Annotated in this window: 14 protein-coding genes; 5 read left to right on the plus strand and 9 right to left on the minus strand. The window is 66.2% G+C overall.

Going from position 1 to position 14,234, the window contains the following annotated elements; all coding sequences use genetic code 11:
* Positions 1–128 precede the first annotated feature (128 nt).
* From B9C43_RS08775 to B9C43_RS08785, 3 genes are all read left to right on the plus strand, one after another.
* Positions 129–1,271 (plus strand): sensor histidine kinase, encoded by a 1,143-nt coding sequence (locus B9C43_RS08775; protein ID WP_143446187.1) that lies wholly within the window; start codon positions 129–131, stop codon positions 1,269–1,271.
* Complete coding sequence (locus tag B9C43_RS08780; RefSeq protein ID WP_084425394.1) at positions 1,268–1,930, plus strand: response regulator; 663 nt, start codon at positions 1,268–1,270, stop codon at positions 1,928–1,930. Before B9C43_RS08775 ends, B9C43_RS08780 begins: the two co-directional genes overlap by 4 nt.
* Positions 1,931–2,012: 82 nt before the next feature.
* Positions 2,013–2,978, plus strand: a complete 966-nt coding sequence (locus B9C43_RS08785) for an aldose 1-epimerase family protein (RefSeq protein ID WP_084425395.1) — start codon at positions 2,013–2,015, stop codon at positions 2,976–2,978.
* On the opposite strand, the gene B9C43_RS08790 is transcribed toward B9C43_RS08785, so the two are convergent.
* Both B9C43_RS08790 and B9C43_RS08795 read right to left on the minus strand, forming a co-directional pair.
* Positions 2,967–4,292: a glucose/sorbosone family PQQ-dependent dehydrogenase gene (locus B9C43_RS08790; RefSeq protein ID WP_084425396.1), complete on the minus strand. Its 1,326-nt coding sequence runs from the start codon at positions 4,290–4,292 to the stop codon at positions 2,967–2,969. The genes B9C43_RS08785 and B9C43_RS08790 overlap by 12 nt on opposite strands.
* A gap of 22 nt (positions 4,293–4,314) precedes the next feature.
* Positions 4,315–5,799 carry an MFS transporter gene (locus B9C43_RS08795; protein WP_084425397.1) on the minus strand — a complete coding sequence of 495 codons (1,485 nt, stop codon included), beginning with the start codon at positions 5,797–5,799 and terminating at the stop codon, positions 4,315–4,317.
* Between the two features lie 143 nt (positions 5,800–5,942).
* Here B9C43_RS08795 and B9C43_RS08800 point away from each other — a divergent pair, with 143 nt between their 5' ends.
* Both B9C43_RS08800 and B9C43_RS08805 read left to right on the plus strand, forming a co-directional pair.
* Positions 5,943–6,560: a hypothetical protein gene (locus B9C43_RS08800; protein ID WP_084425398.1), complete on the plus strand. Its 618-nt coding sequence runs from the start codon at positions 5,943–5,945 to the stop codon at positions 6,558–6,560.
* Positions 6,561–6,788: 228 nt separating this feature from the next.
* Positions 6,789–7,349, plus strand: coding sequence for a DUF742 domain-containing protein (locus tag B9C43_RS08805; RefSeq protein WP_084425399.1), 561 nt, complete (start codon positions 6,789–6,791; stop codon positions 7,347–7,349).
* Here the strand turns inward: B9C43_RS08805 and B9C43_RS08810 are convergent.
* The 7 genes from B9C43_RS08810 to B9C43_RS08840 are packed head-to-tail and all read right to left on the minus strand — an operon-like array spanning position 7,346 to position 14,234.
* Complete coding sequence (locus tag B9C43_RS08810) at positions 7,346–8,572, minus strand: DUF2199 domain-containing protein (protein ID WP_084425400.1); 1,227 nt, start codon at positions 8,570–8,572, stop codon at positions 7,346–7,348. The genes B9C43_RS08805 and B9C43_RS08810 overlap by 4 nt on opposite strands.
* Positions 8,573–8,582: 10 nt before the next feature.
* Positions 8,583–9,272 (minus strand): class I SAM-dependent methyltransferase, encoded by a 690-nt coding sequence (locus B9C43_RS08815; RefSeq protein WP_084425401.1) that lies wholly within the window; start codon positions 9,270–9,272, stop codon positions 8,583–8,585.
* A complete protein-coding gene (locus B9C43_RS08820) occupies positions 9,272–10,246 on the minus strand; it encodes a methyltransferase (protein ID WP_084425402.1) in 975 nt (324 codons plus the stop codon). Before B9C43_RS08820 ends, B9C43_RS08815 begins: the two co-directional genes overlap by 1 nt.
* Positions 10,243–11,301 carry a cytochrome P450 gene (locus tag B9C43_RS08825; protein WP_084425403.1) on the minus strand — a complete coding sequence of 353 codons (1,059 nt, stop codon included), beginning with the start codon at positions 11,299–11,301 and terminating at the stop codon, positions 10,243–10,245. The genes B9C43_RS08820 and B9C43_RS08825 overlap by 4 nt, the downstream gene beginning before the upstream one ends.
* The gene (locus tag B9C43_RS08830; protein WP_143446188.1) at positions 11,279–12,583 is read right to left on the minus strand and encodes an ABC transporter ATP-binding protein; all 1,305 of its coding nucleotides are present in this window, start codon (positions 12,581–12,583) and stop codon (positions 11,279–11,281) included. Before B9C43_RS08830 ends, B9C43_RS08825 begins: the two co-directional genes overlap by 23 nt.
* Positions 12,580–13,332, minus strand: a complete 753-nt coding sequence (locus B9C43_RS08835) for an ABC transporter permease (RefSeq protein WP_084425404.1) — start codon at positions 13,330–13,332, stop codon at positions 12,580–12,582. The genes B9C43_RS08830 and B9C43_RS08835 overlap by 4 nt, the downstream gene beginning before the upstream one ends.
* Entirely contained in the window at positions 13,329–14,234 is a 906-nt protein-coding gene (locus B9C43_RS08840) for an ABC transporter permease (protein ID WP_084425671.1), read from the minus strand. Before B9C43_RS08840 ends, B9C43_RS08835 begins: the two co-directional genes overlap by 4 nt.

Below are 14,234 nucleotides of genomic sequence, written 5' to 3' on the forward strand. Positions count from 1 at the left end.
GAAACTGACCCTGCCGATCTTGGGCAAGCTGATCGGCGAATGGATCAACCACACTGGCGAGTGATGTGGGCGCCGATCAGCCGAAGGAATGAGGCCCGGTGGTCAACACGTGTCGTAGCGTTGCCGCCATGCTGGGCTTCTTCGACCGCCTGTCCTGGGTACAGCGCGTCACTACGGCTGTTCTCGTCATGGCCGCGGTCGCCGTGGTCATCTTCGAAGGACTGAGCGTCGACGCCGTGCCCGGCGCGATCGGGATCGTGATCTGCGGCCTGCTGCCGCTGGCGGCCTTGCTCATGTCGACCCTGTCCGCGTGGGTCGTCAGCGGCATCGCCGCGGTGTCGATCGCCTTCACGATCATCAGTCCGCGGCTGCCGGTGCCGCCGGACAACACGTTCGGCACGATCGAACTGCTCGGGCTGGCGATCCTCGTGGTCAGAGTGGTGATCCAGTTCCGGCCACTGCGCGCGGCGTGGTTGACGACGCTGCTCTTCGGCGCTGCCACCGTGCTGCCGTTGCGCCTGGACAACTATGACCGCATCGAGTACATGATCGCGGTCATCGTCGCCGGGATGGCTTTCTTGGTGTTGCTCGGCATGTACATGCGCCTGTACGACCGCAGGCGCAGTGTCGGGTTCGAACTGGAACGGCAGACCCAGCGCCTGGAATACGCTCGTGATCTGCACGACTTCGTCGCCCACCACGTGACGGCGATCGTGGCGCAGGCCAAGGCCGTCCGGTTCACCACGGCGGCGGGCATGGCCCCGTCCCCCGAGGCGCTCGACGACATGCTCGCCAGGATCGAGAAGGCCGGTTCCGAGGCGCTGGTGTCGATGCGCAGCATGATCACTGTGCTCAGGGACGACTCGGCGCCGGTACGTCCACACCGGACTCTGGGTTCGGTGGTGGCCGCGGCCGCGGAGAACTTCGCCGGTCCCCCGGTGACCGTGTCGATCGACTCGGACCTGGCCGCTCGCGAGCTGCCGCAGGAGACCCTCGACGCGGCGAAGCACGTTGTCCAGGAGTCACTGACCAACATCCTGCGGCACGCCGCCGAGGTGACCCGGGTGGAGGTCAGCGCGGTCGATTCCGGCGGATCCCTGGATGTAACGGTGACCAACGACGGCATAGCGGCGTCCAACGGCCTGCCCAGCGGAGGCTTCGGCCTCGTCGGTCTCGCCGAGCGCGTCGAGTCCGCCGGCGGCCACCTCAACGCGGGGTCGACGGGTGCCGGCTGGGCGGTCACGGCCGTACTGCCATCATCTAAGTCATGACGATCCGTGTGCTGATCGCCGACGACCAGGAGATGATGCGATCGGCGTTCCGGATGATCCTCGACTCACAGCCGGACATGGAAGTCGTCGCGTCGGTGCGCGACGGCGAGGCAGCGGTGGCGGAAGCCCGCAGGCTCCGGCCGGACGTGTGCCTGCTCGACATCCGAATGCCCAAACTGGACGGTCTGGAAGCGACCCGGCTGCTCGCCGGACCCGATGTGCGCGAGCCGCTCAACGTCCTGATCGCGACGACCTTCGACCTGGACGAGTACGTCTACCGGGCGCTGCGCAACGGCGCCTCCGGCTTCCTGCTCAAGGACATGTCCCCCGCCCTGCTCGTCGAGGCGGTCCGGGCGGCCGCGAACGGGAACGCGTTGATCTCGCCCGCGGTGACCGTACGACTGCTGTCGCACTTCGCTCCGCAGCGCGGGCAAGAGCCGGACAACGCGGACAAGCCGCTCCTCGAGCCGCTGACCGAACGGGAACTCGGCGTCGTGAAGCTCGTTGCCCTGGGCAAGACCAACGAGGAAGTCGCCGCCGAGTTGTACGTGACACAGGCGACCGTGAAGACGCACTTGGCGAACGTCCAACGGAAACTCAGAGTCCGCAACCGCGGTGAGGTCGCCGCATGGGCCTGGCGAACCGGCGTCTGCTCCTAAGCTTTTCAAGGAGCTGTCCACCCACCGGCATTTGATGCTCTGATCGATCGCCATGGGGAACGTTATCCGGGATGATGGCTATATGTCGGAAATCTCCCGCCGTGGCGTCATCGCCGCGGCCGCAGTTGCTCCGTTTGCCTTACCTGCCACCGCGTCCGCGCAGGAAGCAGCCGTTCTGCCGAGTGGGCGGCAGTTCCCGATCGCGAGCGGCAAGCAGAAGCTCGTGGTCACCGAAGTCGGGGCGACGCTCAGGTCCTGGCAGGTGGACGGCCGTGAACTCCTGCTGACCCACGACGCCGGCCAGCTCGGTGACAGCTTCTTCGGCAAAGTCCTGCTGCCGTGGGCGAACCGGATCGACAGCGCCACGTACACGTTCAGGGGCACCGAATACCAGACACCGGCGAGCGAGAACTGGAGCGGTCACGCCATTCACGGCCTGGTCAGCTGGGTTCCGTGGACTCCGGTGAAACACGACCGGGACCGCGTCATCCTCGCCTACACACTGCACCCGCAGTACGGATATCCCTTCACACTGCAGTTCCAACTCGAGTACGCGATACGCAACCAAGGCGTGCACGTCACGTTGACCGCGCGCAACGCCGGGAAACAACCTGCACCACTGGGGACCGGCTATCACCCCTACTTCAAGGTCGACGTCAACGCGGCAACACTCACCGTGCCAGCACAGACATACCTGACTAACAACGACATGCTGATCCCGATCGGACGGGCCAGTGTGGACGGCACGCCGTACGACTTCCGTACCCCGAAACAGGTTGGCACGACGAAACTCGACACGTGCTACACCGACCTAGTCAGAAAGGACGGTGTAGCGACCGCCGAGGTCAACCAGATCCAGGTCTGGGTCGACGACACGCACAAGTTCATCCAGGTCTACACCGATGACGGCGCGCCCGAGCGGCCCGCACGCGCCGGCATCAGCATCGAACCTATGACATCCGCGCCCAACGCGTTCAACTCCGGCGACGGGTTGATCACGCTTGATCCTGGCCAGACGTACCGTGGCAGCTGGGGCCTACGAATCTAGCTTGAACTCCAGGATCGACCCGGGATTGGCGAGGACGTCGGTGGGTTTGCCATCGGCGTCCCTCGTCTGGCCAACGCTGTCCGTGGCGACATAGACCGTCTTGCCGTCAGGACTCACGGCGGTGTCCCGGTATCGGTTGACAGTACGGAAAAGCGGCTCCACCGAAGAGACCCGCGTGCCGTCGTGGCTGAGCCGCAACCGGTGCACAGTGCCGTCCTTCAGGGCGGGCATCAGCAGGCTTCCCCTGGCGTAGTCCAGGCTTGCCGGTGCCACGGTCGGCCAGCAGATGTACCACTGCTCGTCCTCAGCGCACTTCTCGTCGGTGAAGTCGTGCGAGCTCGGCACGGTGTGGAACGTCCTGATGGGTGGCACGAAACTCGACTGCCAGGAGGATTCTGTCGTCTGGGGCACCGAAGGCGGGATGACGAAGTCGGAGTAGTCCAGGTCCGCGCAGTCCGGAGCAGCCGACCAGTTGCCGTAGACATACGCTTTGTCGTCACGGTATCCCGCGACGTGCGGCCAGCCGTAGTTCTTGCCTCGCGCGATGACATTGACTTCGTCATCGGTCTTCGGGCCTTGTTCGCTCGAGTACAGGATCCCTGTGGGCCCGAAGACCAGGCCTTGGGCGTTGCGGTGCCCATAGGTGTAGACGTGGCTACGAACCCCGTCGAGCACTGGATTGTCAGCGGGGATCGAACCGTCCAGGTTGAGGCGCAACACCTTCCCTCGATACGCCGACCAATCCTTGGCCCGCACCTCGGCGGCGACCGGAAGCCGTTGGGCTTCAATGGGTTGGCACATCTGCGAGAACTGGTTCGCGCCTTGGTCGCCGATCGTGTAGTACAGCTTGGTGTCCGGCCCGAGCACCAGCCGCGCCGACTGGTGGTCCGTTCCGCCTGGCAGACCGGCGATCACGTCGACCGGATCGCGTAACAGCCCGTCCACCGCGGTGAATCGGACGATCTTGGTTCGCCGCTGCAAAGCTGGGCCGGGATCGGAATCATAGGTGTACGCAAGAAAGACGTGCGGCAGCCGCAGTGCCATGCCGAGCACGCCATCCTGCGACGTGTGCACGGCGTCGGTGATGGTCGCGGCGACGTGCTTCTCCCCTGTCCTCGGGTCGATCCGCAGTACGCGTAAGCCGGACTTCTCAGTCGTCCAGATGAACCCGTCCGGGCCGAGGGTGATCTCGTACGGGCCGTCCAGACCTGTGGTCACAACACGAAGGCCGCTCTCCGCCAACGTCACAGCGGAGGCGGAGAGCGGCAGTGTGGCGGTCAGTGCCGCCGTGAGGACCAGCGCAGGTATTCGCATGACCCACCTGGTACCAGACTGATCAACTATTCACCAGTTCCTTGACTTTTTCGGACTTCTTTCGCAGCGCGATCATCCCGACCACGGCGAACACCACGACGATCGCGGCGCCGATCCCGGCGACGGTGTGCAGTCCGGACGTGAACGCCTGCTGCGCGGTGGCGATCAGGTCCGAAGCCGCCGACGGGGCCAGCTGACCTGCCGCCTGCACCGCACCGGCCAGGCTGTCCGGCGTGCCGGCGGGAACTCCAGCCTGGTAGATGGCCGTGGCGACACTGCCGAACACCGCGATCCCCATCGCGATCCCGAACTCCGCGACCGTCTCGGACATCGCCGACGCGGCACCCGCCTTCTGCGGCGGCACGGAACCGACGACCATCTCGGTGCACAGCACGCCCTGCGGGCCCATGCCGAACGCGGCGACGCACAGCCCGACGACGATCGCAAGCAGCCCGCCAGGGCCTTCGGCCTGCGTGAACAGCAGGATCCCGAGCGAGGCGACGAGCATGCCGAAGCCGAGCACGAACTCGGGACGGAACCGCTGCGCCAGCTTCGGCGCGATCAGCGAACCGATCACCACGGCGATCGCCTGCGGCACCAGCCACAACCCGGCCTCAGCCGCGTCCAGCCCGGCGACCAGCTGCAGGTACTGGCTCACCAGCAGGAACAACCCGCCCATGGTCAGCGCGCCGACAGCCAGGATGCTCAGCGCCGCACTGAACTTGCGGACCTTGAACAGGCCGAGGTCCAGCATCGGGGTGACCAGCGTGCGCTGCCGCTTGACGAACACCGAGCCGACCAGCAGGCCGGCCACGAGGACAACGACGTTGACCAGGCCGAGGCCGTCCTTCGCGATCTCCTTCAGGCCGTAGATGACCGGCAGGATCGCGCCGAGCGACAGGCCGACGCTGACCAGGTCGAGCCGCCCGGCCGAGGTGTCCTTGTACTCCGGCAGCAGCTTCGGCGCGGTGACCAGCAGCAACACCATGACCGGGACGGCGAGCAGGAACACCGAGCCCCAGTGGAAGTTCTCCAGCAGCACGCCGCCGACGACCGGGCCGATCACCATGCCGCCCATGAAGCAGCTCATCCACACCGCGATCGCGGTGCCGCGCTGCTTGCCGTCCTGGAACATGTTGCTGATCAGCGCCAACGTCGAGGGCATCAGCGTGGCACCGGCGACGCCGAGCACGGCACGCGCGGCGACCAGCATCTCGGCGCTGCCGGCGAACGCGGCCACGATGGATGCCGCCCCGAACGCCGCGCCCCCGATCATCAGCAGTTTCCGCCTGCCGATCCGGTCACCGAGGGTTCCCATCGTGACCAGGAACCCGGCTACCAGAAACCCGTAGATGTCGATGATCCACAACAGCTGGCTGCTGCTCGGCCGCAGGTCGGCGGCCAGGTGCGGAACCGCGAGGTGCAGCACGCTCATGTCCAGCGACAGCAGCAGCGTCGGAAATGCGAGTACCGCCAGTCCCAGCCACTCGCGTCGTCCCGCCTTCATCGTGTTCTCCCTGTGTCCTAGGTGTCTCTTCACCTCCTCGTCGATCCCCGGCAGGCCAGATCGACATCCGGCCGCGAAAAGATTGAGAAAGTTTCTGACGGGAACCCCGCTATCACCCCACGAGCAGAGGACAAGGAGCTCTCATGCGGCGCCTGATCGCTGTCCCCGCGCTGGTCACGGCGTTGGTTCTGACGGCATGCACCAGCGGCCAGCAGCAGCCGGCAGGCACCAGCCCGGCACCCACCACGCCGACCACCGCGGCCGCGCCCGATCCGGCCAAGGTCGGCTTCGTCGGCGACCTGTGTGACGCCGTCGCCGAGTTCGTGGTGCCCGCCGCGGGCTACCGTCCGGACACCAGCAGTCAGACCGCGGCAGTGAACTCGTACAAGACGCAGCTGGCCCGGATGTCCGAAGGCCTGCAGGACGCCACTGAGAACCTGAATGACGTCAACACGGCCGCGGTGCCCGACGGCCAGGCAGCGGTCAACGACATGCGGTCGGCGTTCGCGCAGATGAAGCAGACCGTGGACAGCGCCAAGTCGAAGCTCGACTCGGTCGACATGACCAACCAGCAGGCGGTGGCCACCGCGGTGCAGGACGTCAACAAGCAGATGGCCAGCCTCGGCGGGATGAAGAACCCGCTCAACCAGCCCGCGCTGGAGACGCCGGAGATGGAGCAGGCGGCCGCGCAGGCGCCCGAGTGCCAGAAGATCAAGCAGGTGATCGCGAACCGGGCAACGGCCCCGCCGACGACGTCCTGACCCGACTGTCTGTCCACACGGGAGGGATCTGTCCACAAGCGACAAATTGGCTCTGCGCCTTGGGCAGTCGGACAAGGTGACGGATGGCCAGTTCACTGCTACCGTGTACGTGACAAACTAACCAACTGCGCTGGTCAAACGAAAAGCCAGATGAACCATTGCGTCACAATCTGAAACCAACCTAAACTCACACCTTCGTTCGACGAACGCGGGTGGTGAAGGTCCGCCATGGGCGACGACGGTCGACTCAATGGATTGTTCTTCGGAGGCTGGGGCGACTACCGAACCTGGGCCGATCACGACTTCCAATTACGTTCGTCCGTGGAGAAAGTCCCAGTGCGCGAAGAAAATCCAGCTCAGGACCAGCCGCCGACCCAGCCGGACATGGAGCCGGTCATCCCATCCTGGGAGGCCGAACACGCCGCCGAGGCCATTGCGGCAGAAGAGGTCGAGCCGCGCAGGCTGGTCCGCCCGTACACCCGGACCGGCGGACGCACCCGCCCGGCGCACTCACTCGAACTCGAGACGCTGCTGTCGTATTCACCCGGATGGCAGACAGACCTGAACACGCTGCGTGCCGACCATCGCGCGATCTGCCTCGCCTGCCACACCCCGCAGTCGACCGCGGAGCTGGCTGTCCACCTTGGACTTCCGCTGGGCGCGGCCCGGGTGCTGATCGCCGACGTCGTCGAACTGGGCCTGATTCACGTGCATGAACTGGAACTCGTGGGCAGCCGGCCGTCGATGGATCTGCTCGAACGGGTGCACGCCGGGTTGCTCAGACTCTAGGGCCGGTAGGTCATGGAGTTGAACACGTGCATGGCCCACGCGTGGTCCGCGGGCGCGTCGTGGATGCACACCGCTCTCAACATCCGGCCGGGACGCACGACGAAACAGTGGACCTCGTTCTGCTCGTGACCATCCACAGTGGTCTCCATCCACCGCGCGTGGCGCAGCTCGTCCCCGGCCCGCCGCCAGCACATCTGGTCGTCCGGCAGCTGCGGACCGCCGTCCAGCAACACGTCGAGGAACTCGTCGACCGACCGCCCGGCCCGATCGTCGAACTGGTCAATGAGGACAGTCCGGTACCTCCCGGCGAACCGCACGGTGTGGTCGTCCACCCTGGCCGACAGCCCGGCGCTGCGTTCGATGCTCCAGTGCTCGCCGATCCGTTCCTGGAAGCTCACCGGCAGCGCGTCGGCGAAGTAGCTCAGCACATGATCACGTTCCCACGTCTCGGTCAGCACGCGGTGCAACACCGGATGCTCGGACGCGTCCACGACTGGAATTTTGTCGGCCTCATGCACCGCGGCGGTCAGCGGAGCCTCATATATCTCGTGGCCCCACGGCCGGATCATGTTGGCAAGGGTCCCCTGCACCACGAGATCTTGGTAAGCCTGCTCCGACCACACGGATACGACGTGCTCGAAATCGGCGTCGCTGACACGCACCCATACTCCGAGCACCAGTCGCAGGTCATCCGTCAGCGCCACGGGCATCACGCAGCGGACGAACCCTCCTTCACCGTCCACTCGCACCAGTCGGAGATTTACCTTCTCCACCTCGGTATCGGATTTGTCGTACGCGACGTCCGGCAGGTCGAAGCCGAAGTCGATCTGGCCGGTCGTCTCGATCAGCTCGCCACAGCAGCCACACCGGGCGGGCGTCCACCGCTCCCACGGCAACGCCTCGCGCCAACCGTCTTGGCCGGACGCCCACAGGGAGATCACCTGAGCGACAAGATCATGCGCGCCGAATTCGTTCTCCCGGCTGACGACCGCGGTGAAATGCGCGTCCGGGCCGCCGTCCCGGTACTCGATGTCGTAGTAGCTGAAGTCGTCGCTGATCCTCAGCTGCATGTAGTACTCGTCGTTGGGCGCGTCGACCCGGTCGACGATCAGGAACTGGTGCCTCAGGTTGAGCTCGCTGATCAGGTCGTACAGCTGCTCCTCGGACGGGTCCGACCACGTGCGGTCGACCCGTTCCATCCGTACCGAGATCCGCTCAGCCATGCCGCAGACCTTAGCCGGGCACTCCCGCTGACCGGGTCAGAACGTGGACATCCGGTGCGATCCGGCGGCACCGGAAGCCGACGGCCTCCGCGGCCAGAACCGACGCATCGATCCGGTCCCACCGCATCGGCACGTCGAGCTCACGCAGACACCGGCCGGCACTGAGGACTCGATATCGGAGAGTCCAGCCGTGATCACTCGGCGTGCTCCACACCTCGTATTCCATGGCACCGACGCGGGTATGGGCGATGCGGAGGGTGAAAGCAGGGGGCGCGGTCTCGTCCATCAACTCGACGACCACCGGTGCTCCGACGTCCATCCGGGCGGCCAGGACCGTCCACAACGAGACCCGCTCGGACGCGGACAAATGCCCTAGAACCCCGCAGCACAGCGCTCCGCCGATGCGTGGGGGCAGCTCGACCCCGGGAACACAACCATCCACAACGGACACCTCAATGCCGGTCATGGCGACCCGCGTGGCCAACGCGATCCGCATACCCACCGATGGCTCGATGGCCACGATGGGCGCCGAGGGAAAGGTCTCCGCGAGTGCGAGAGTGCCCAGCCCGGTCCCTGCCCCGATGTCGACCAGTGTCCCGGTCGCGCCGCGTAACCCGGACATGATCAGGGGACGTTTCCGCGCCCACAGCTCCCGGCTGGTGACGTCGTAGAACTCCGCGGACGCACTGTACGGATCCATCACCGGCTGTACTCCAGCAGCGAAATGCCACCAGCCAGCAACGACCGCGAGAGCTGACGCAACCCGGCCGCACCGGCAAGCAGGTCGAGCTGTTCGGGCGTACGTTCCTTGCCACCGAACAAAACCAGCAACCGCAGGTCCATCGCGGTGGCTCGTTCGGGCCACTCCCCCGTGTCCAGGTTCTCCACAATCACCACCCGCCCGGCGACCTCGGCACACCGACGCAGAATCCGTACTGTGTCCGCGTCGTTCCAGTCGTGCAGAACCCAGGACAGCAGGTACACGTCGGCACCCGGAGGCAGCGGATCGAAGAAACTCCCGGCCACCGCACGGCACCGGTCAGCCACACCGGCACGAGCAAAGCCCTTGGCAGCAGCCCCGGCAGCCTCCGGCAGGTCGACCAGGGTTCCTCGCAGTCGCGGATTGGCCAAGGCAAGGCGCGTCAGCAACGACCCGGTTCCGCCACCGACATCCACCACGTTCCCGACGGAATCCCAGTCATATCCGGAAACCACAGCAGGCCCGACGAATTGCGTATGAGCGGCCATCAACGAGTCGTAGGACTCCGCGATCTCTGGACTGTCCATTGTGTCCTGCCAGAGCTCACGGCCGTACAGCATCGGATACCCGGGCTTGCCGGTCCGGACCACCGCCAGCAACTGCGAGAAGACATGGTCCATCCGTCCGCCCGCGCCTTCGAGGTCGAACCAGTCCCGAAGCCGCAAAGGATGACCCGACAGCAACGGCCTTGCCGAGTCCGTCAACGCGAACACGCCCGGCGATGTCTCCTTGAACAACTCGCGACACGCCAGGTACCGCAATACTCGGTGCAGTGCGTCCTCATCGGCACCGGACCGGGCGGCCAGCGTGGCGACATCGGTGACACCGGCCGCGATCAGGTCGGCGATCCGGAGCGTGGCGACCACGCGCACCGCCCACGGCGACGCGAGATCGGACAGGGCCATCAGGTTCATCTCATCCTCACAGGCAAGCTGGCCGGTCCGCGGCTGATCAAATCCCCGGTCCGGCGGTAGGTGAAGCCGGGCACAAGCTCCAGATCCGGCAGAACATCCAGCGCGACCCTGGCCTGTAGCCGTGTCAAAGCGGCACCGAGGCACCCGTGCGGCCCGAACCCGAAGGCCAGGTGTCCCCGGCCGGACGAGCGATCCAGCCGGAACGAGTCCGGCTCGGGCCACCTGGCTGGATCACGGTTGGCGGCCGCGGCCACGACGAAGACCCGCTCGCCTGCCTCGATCTGAACACCACCGACCTCGCAGCGCCGAGTCGCGGTTCGCATGCTCCACAACGCGGGCGGCTCGTGCCGGAGCGATTCCTCAATGGCCACTTCGGACGAGTCCAGTGGCCAGAGGCCGTCGGCGAGCAAGCGGTGGATCAAGTTGCCCAGAAACCAGGTCACGTTCCGCACCCCGGCAACCACCAGGAAGTACACCAGCGTCCGGATCTCGATCGGGGACAATCCAGTGAACTGTGGAAACCGGTTCTCGGCGATCATCCCGTCGACGGTGCCGCGGAACTCGGGCCAGCCGGGTGCGGCGTGGTATCCGACCAGCGTCGCGAACTGGCCGACCCATTGCCGGACAAGGGAATGTTCGATTCCGAGGAAGGACGCCAACGCCATCGCCGGGAACGGCTCGGTGAAGTCACGTACCAGATCGGTGTCCGCGCCAAAGCTGGAAACCAACTTCACCGCGTGCTCCCGAAGCACCGGCTCGAGCGGCGCCACGGCTCTTGGTGTGAACGCTGACTGGACCTTCGCCCGCAACTGGCCGTGGTACGGATCATCCAACTGGGACAGAGCCAGCTGGTCCTCGCCGTAGGTCACGCCGGTATTGTTGGCACGACTGGAGAACGTCGACGCGTCCCGCAGCACCTGCCGGGCGTCGGCGTCCCGGACGATCACCTTGGCCCCGGGGAACGGCCGGGACACCGGGCACTGACCGAGCAACTCCGCCAACCGCGGATAGGGGTCGTCGGTGTGCCGGGGATCAAGCGGATTGAACGTGGTCAAGGCGCCTCCTCACCACCCCGTCGGACAGCACCAGCACGTCGTCGGCCGCAGCCTCGGCGACTGCGGTGTCGTGGGTGATCAGCAACACGGACAAACCCAGATCGGCACGCAATTCAGCGAGCAATTCCAGGACTGCGACCGTTGTGTCATGATCGAGTGCCGACGTGATCTCGTCGCACACCAGGACAGTCGGCTCAGCTGCCAAGGCTCGTGCGAGGTTGACCCGCTGGCGTTCCCCGCCGGACAACTGTGACGGCAGCCGGTCCGCCACAGTCATCGGCAGGCGCACACGGTCAAGCAACGGCTCAAGGTCAGCCTTGGTGACGCGGGCGATTGCCGCTCGCACGGTCTCCTTTGGATTCAACGCCGCCACGGAATCTTGAGCGACCAACTGGGGCCGCTTTCCGTCCAGCCGGATCTCGCCGCGGTCAGGCTTGAGCAAGCCCACCAAACAGGACGCCAAGGTCGTCTTGCCCGCGCCGGACTTGCCGACCAATGCCACACACTGGCCTTCGTTCACCGTCAACGACACGCCCTTCAACGTGCGGACGGACAAGCCATCAACCACCAGGCGTGGCCGCGAGGACGGCACAGGTTTGGGCACGACAATGGGTTCCGGCGCCACCGGGCGTCCAGTTCGGACGATCCGCCCGCGATCCAGTTCAATGGACTCCGAAGCCAACGCGGCCACCACCGCACGATCGTGGCTGATCAACACCGTGGCCATCGCAGGGTTCGCGCAGACATCCGCGAGCAGTCGCACGAGATCCGACGCGAGCACCGCGTCGGCGCCGCTGGTCGGCTCGTCCAGTACCAACACCCGTGGTGCTCCGGCCAACGCGATGGCCAGCGCCACCCGTTGGGCCTGGCCGCCGGAGATCTGGTGCGGATAGCGGCGGAGGAACGCCTTGTCGGACGGCACCTGAACCAGCCCAAGCAACCTGGGAATCTCCGTTGCGGGAACTCCGCGGACTTTGACGGTCTCCGCCAGCAACGATCCGATCCGGCGCGCGGGATGCAGCGCACTCGCCGGGTCCTGCCCCAGATACGACACCACACGACCGCGCAGTGCCGGTGTCGTGAACGGATCCTGACCGTCGATTCGTACCGATCCGGCTTCCAGTCTCAACCCTGGCCGCATGTGTCCGAGCAGTGCGTGTGCCACCGCCGTCTTGCCTGATCCTGACCTGCCGACCAGGCCCATGATCTGGCCCGGCGGCACCCGCATGGCGAAGTCGGCGAGCACGCCCGGCCCGATCGTCAGGTTCTCGACCTCGATCACCGGCTTCCTCCCAGCAGCAGGTTGACCGAGACGCCGAAGGCCACCAGAAGCAGCGCCGGTGCGAGCACAGGCCACGGGCTCAACGTGATCCCGGGCAGGTTCTCCGACACCATGCGGCCCCAGTTCGCCGCAGGCGCGCCACGCCCAAGCCCGAGAAATCCGGCCGTCGATGTCAGGTACACGGCAGTGACAAAACGCAGCCCGGAATCCGCCAGCACAACACCACGGACGTTCGGCAGGACGTCATACCTGATCAACTGGGCCACGCTGTCGCCACGAGCCCGCGCGATCCGCAGGTATCCAGTCGCGGCGACCTTCTGTGTGGCCGCACGGACCACCCGGACCGAGAAAGGCACGGTCGTCAACGCGACCGCGACCATGACTGCCAAGTCACTGCCCGGGAACCCCGCCGCCAGGACCAACATCACAAGCAGCGGCGGGAACACCAGCACCAGGTCGATCACCCGGGTGGTCAGTTCGGACAGCCGATCGCCCGCGAGTCCGAGCAACATGCCCACGCCGGCGCCGACAATGACCGTCACGAGTGTCGCGCCCGCTGCGAGCCCGACCACTGCGAGCCCACCGTGCAGCACTCTCGCCAGGACGTCACGGCCGAGCACGTCTGTCCCCAACAGTCCACTATGTCCGAAAGGGGCACCGACGGTCGCGTTCGGTGCATCGCCGAACAACGGCCCGATGACCGCGACCAGCACAACCAGAAGCGCCACCGCTGTGGCGCCCCACTTCACCGTGACCTCCTGGTCACCAAGTCACCGAGCAGCAACGCGATCAACGACACCGCACCCAACACCACCGCGATTCCTTGCACCATGGGCAAATCGCGCGTCACGACCGCGCGCTGCAACTCCACGCCAATGCCCGGATATCCGAACACCGTCTCGACCACGACTGCGCCACCGACCAGGACGCCGAAGCCTGCGAACATCATCTGCAGCACGGGTCCCAATGTCCCCGGCAGGACATGCCGGAACACCAGCCGTGTCCCGCGGATCCCGGCCAGCCGGGCCGCTTCGACGTGCGGCGTGCGCATCGCCTCGGCCACGGCCGGCCGGACGATCCGGCTGCACGCCGCCGCCCCAGCCAACGCCAGACTCAGCACCGGTAAGACCAGGACACTCGGCGAAGACAGCGGCGAACGGCCGATCGGGACCAACGAGACCGCAGGCAACCAACCGAGCCACCCGGCGAACACGATCACCAGCAAGGCCGCCAGCAGGAACTCCGGCACGGCCACCAGCATCAAGGACGCCGTCGACACCACGCGTTCCGAGCGCATTCCGGCGTAAGTCCCGAGGATCAGCGCCACCGGAACCAGAACCACGAACGCCAAGCCCGCCAGCAGCAGGCTCGCGGGCAGCCGGTCCGCGATGGCATCCGCGACCGGTCGGCGCCCCATGTAAGACGTGCCGAGATCCCCCTGCACGGCACCCGCGGCCCACTCGAGGTACCGGGTCACCACAGGTTTGTCCAACCCAAGGTCGGCAGCGACCCTCGCTCGTTGCTCCGCGGTCGCGGTAGGCCCGGCGACGATGCTCGCCGCGTCGCCGGGCAGGACGGATGTCGCGATGAAGACCACGACCGACAGCACGATCAGCGCCAGAACAGCACCGACCAGCCGCCGTAAGACCAT

The organism is Kibdelosporangium aridum (assembly GCF_900176515.1).
In the GTDB taxonomy this organism is placed as follows: Bacteria; Actinomycetota; Actinomycetes; order Mycobacteriales; family Pseudonocardiaceae; genus Kibdelosporangium; species Kibdelosporangium aridum.

Coding starts and splice junctions, on each gene's coding strand:
- B9C43_RS08775 (WP_143446187.1), top strand. CDS start 129: ATGCTGGGCTTCTTCGACCGCCTGTCCTGGGTACAGCGCGTCACTACG.
- B9C43_RS08780 (WP_084425394.1), top strand. CDS start 1,268: ATGACGATCCGTGTGCTGATCGCCGACGACCAGGAGATGATGCGATCG.
- B9C43_RS08785 (WP_084425395.1), top strand. CDS start 2,013: ATGTCGGAAATCTCCCGCCGTGGCGTCATCGCCGCGGCCGCAGTTGCT.
- B9C43_RS08790 (WP_084425396.1), bottom strand. CDS start 4,292: ATGCGAATACCTGCGCTGGTCCTCACGGCGGCACTGACCGCCACACTG.
- B9C43_RS08795 (WP_084425397.1), bottom strand. CDS start 5,799: ATGAAGGCGGGACGACGCGAGTGGCTGGGACTGGCGGTACTCGCATTT.
- B9C43_RS08800 (WP_084425398.1), top strand. CDS start 5,943: ATGCGGCGCCTGATCGCTGTCCCCGCGCTGGTCACGGCGTTGGTTCTG.
- B9C43_RS08805 (WP_084425399.1), top strand. CDS start 6,789: ATGGGCGACGACGGTCGACTCAATGGATTGTTCTTCGGAGGCTGGGGC.
- B9C43_RS08810 (WP_084425400.1), bottom strand. CDS start 8,572: ATGGCTGAGCGGATCTCGGTACGGATGGAACGGGTCGACCGCACGTGG.
- B9C43_RS08815 (WP_084425401.1), bottom strand. CDS start 9,272: ATGGATCCGTACAGTGCGTCCGCGGAGTTCTACGACGTCACCAGCCGG.
- B9C43_RS08820 (WP_084425402.1), bottom strand. CDS start 10,246: ATGAACCTGATGGCCCTGTCCGATCTCGCGTCGCCGTGGGCGGTGCGC.
- B9C43_RS08840 (WP_084425671.1), bottom strand. CDS start 14,234: ATGGTCTTACGGCGGCTGGTCGGTGCTGTTCTGGCGCTGATCGTGCTG.